The sequence below is a fragment of the uncultured Streptococcus sp. genome, from assembly GCF_938036805.1.
GTDB lineage: Bacteria > Bacillota > Bacilli > Lactobacillales > Streptococcaceae > Streptococcus.
Genome location: NZ_CALHWC010000027.1, coordinates 1 through 2,267, shown reverse-complemented (window position 1 = coordinate 2,267; position 2,267 = coordinate 1). Strand labels below are relative to the sequence as shown.

The following is a 2,267-nucleotide window of genomic DNA, read 5'->3' as shown; positions in this document are numbered from 1 at the left end:
GCGATAGCATCTATCAGGAGGAAATCAGCATGCGCAGGCCCTTGCCCAGCGATCCACCTATTACAGTTAATCTTCCAGTTTTAATCATGCGTTCCCTAGCCAAACAAGCGCAATTGAGAATAAGAAAATTTTTATCTTAATTGATAAACTGATACTAGAGATTTATTCTCAGTTATAAACAATTGGAGGAACAATAATGAAATTAGACGTGTTTTTAAGTTTTAATGGTCAGGCCGAAGAAGCTTTTCGTTTCTATGCAGATCTTTTTCAGACAGAGATAAAGGGACTTGTCCGAGCCAGTGAGATGATGGATCCAGCTGACCTTCCTGCAGAAAAACGGGATAAGCTTGCCTGGATTGCCTTAGATACGGAAAACTTAACCCTGAATGGTGAAGATGTAGGCATTTTTAACGACCTATCTATTCCTAGCAATCATCAGCCCAATCAATGGTTAGTTCTGAGCCCAGGCAGTAGAGAAGAAGCCGATGAGCTTTTTGCCAAGCTTGCTGAAGGTGGACAGATTCTCTATGCTTTAGAGAATCAAGGTTTTGCTAAGTTTTATGCCCGCTTAATTGACCGTTTTGGTATCGGCTGGGATGTGATGAAATGAGGCAGAAGGATGTCTTATAGTGAATCCTTAGCCCAGCAAGTCCGTGCCATTTTAGCTACTGAACTTCCCCCTCATGTTTTTGAAGAAGAGGTAGAAGAGAAGAAGATGTTTGGTGGTTTGGCTTTTATGGTCCGAGGTAAGATGACCGTTACTGTGAGTTCGAGAAGTCAAGAGCTTGTCATGGTACGCATCGGTAAGGAAATGGAAAAGCAGGTTCTACCTAAAAATGGTGCTAGTGTGACGTTAATGAAGGGGAGGCTTTATCATGGCTATATTGATTTAGATGGCGAAGGACAAAAAGAACTGTCTTACTGGATCAAGCTAGCTTTGGCCTACAATCAGGAGCTGACGCTATCGTCTGAAGATTAATAGTAAAATAATAAAGAAGAAAGTCTAGCTAAATTTTGATTCAGCAGGCTTGTCTTCTTTTTTAATACAAATGTTTATATACTTTTGCACTAGATATCCCGTTAATTGAGAGTCTAGAAAATTATTAGACTTGCTGGTATAAAAAATGAGTTTTACCTTACTATGACATGCTAAGAATAAGCAAAAACTATCCCAATCTCGTGATTTTAGGTATAATAGTAGCCAGAGGTGATCTTATGGGAATTCTATTATTTCTATTTATTTTAGGTTTAATCTTTTTATTCTATTTTGTAGGTTTTATAATTAAGTTGATTCTAGGGATCGTCGTCTTTGTTATTGGTTTGGTGGTACTTTTATTCCTACTGGGTCGTTATCGAAAGTAGAGTAAGTGACTGCTATGAACCAATGGAAAATGAGAGGAGATCAATGTTAAAAATAGAGCAACCAATTACGATTATTTCATTTCTTTTTGATGATTTTGAGACCTTAGATTTGATGGGGCCAGTAGAGTTTTTAGCTGCTTTACCCAATGTAGAGATGAACTATGTCTCCCTTGCTGGTGGTCTGATTTCTAGTCGTCAAGGTTTTCAAATCATGACGGATAATTTTAAAAGCTTACCTCCCAATTCTCTTCTCTTATTACCTGGTGGTCAAGGTGTCAGAAAAATGGTGGAGGATAAGATTTTCCTATCTTCGCTAGAAAAGGCTGTCCAGCAAGCTGAGTTGGTCTTAAGTATTTGCACGGGAGCAGCTCTTTTAGCTCAGATTGGTCAACTCAAGGGGTGTAAAGCCACTAGCAACAAGCTTGCCTTACCTTGGGTTGCTTCACATGATAGAGAAGTCCTTTGGCAAGACCAAGCACGCTGGGTCGTAGATGGGAAGTTCTACACTTCATCAGGTGTCTCGGCCGGTATGGATATGTCCTTGGGCTTTGTAGCTGATTTCTGGGGTCAGGACTTGGCAGAAGAATTGGCTAAAAAAGCAGAATACGTGTGGCAAAACAAGGCTGACCAAGACCCCTTTTCTAGTAAATAAAGAGCAATCTGAGGAGATCGGATTGTTTTTTTAGTGATTGTGTAATTTGTACTGCCATGTCAAAATGAAGAATTAAAAATGGAAAAGCTTGTTTCAGATTCTAATTTTCCCCATAGTAATTTATGCTATAATATAGTAAAAATATAATAGGAAGTTTATTTTATGAGTATAACATTTTCCGTTTCGAATAAACGAGGTTTTCTAGGATTTCAGAAAGTTTTAAAAATCAGTGAATTGCTTGGATTTGTTGATG

The 2,267-nt window shown here is 38.6% G+C and carries 3 protein-coding genes and 1 pseudogene; all 4 read left to right on the top strand.

Annotated elements, in window-relative coordinates:
• Positions 1-140: pseudogene (locus Q0191_RS01160) on the top strand (AraC family transcriptional regulator); the annotation flags it as partial.
• Positions 141-196: 56 nt separating this feature from the next.
• Positions 197-610 (top strand): VOC family protein, encoded by a 414-nt coding sequence (locus Q0191_RS01155; RefSeq protein WP_297663058.1) that lies wholly within the window; start codon positions 197-199, stop codon positions 608-610.
• A 9-nt stretch (positions 611-619) separates the two neighbouring features.
• A complete protein-coding gene (locus tag Q0191_RS01150) occupies positions 620-979 on the top strand; it encodes a TfoX/Sxy family protein (protein ID WP_297663056.1) in 360 nt (119 codons plus the stop codon).
• Positions 980-1,405: 426 nt separating this feature from the next.
• Positions 1,406-2,014, top strand: a complete 609-nt coding sequence (locus tag Q0191_RS01145; protein WP_297663054.1) for a DJ-1/PfpI family protein — start codon at positions 1,406-1,408, stop codon at positions 2,012-2,014.
• Positions 2,015-2,267 lie beyond the last annotated feature (253 nt).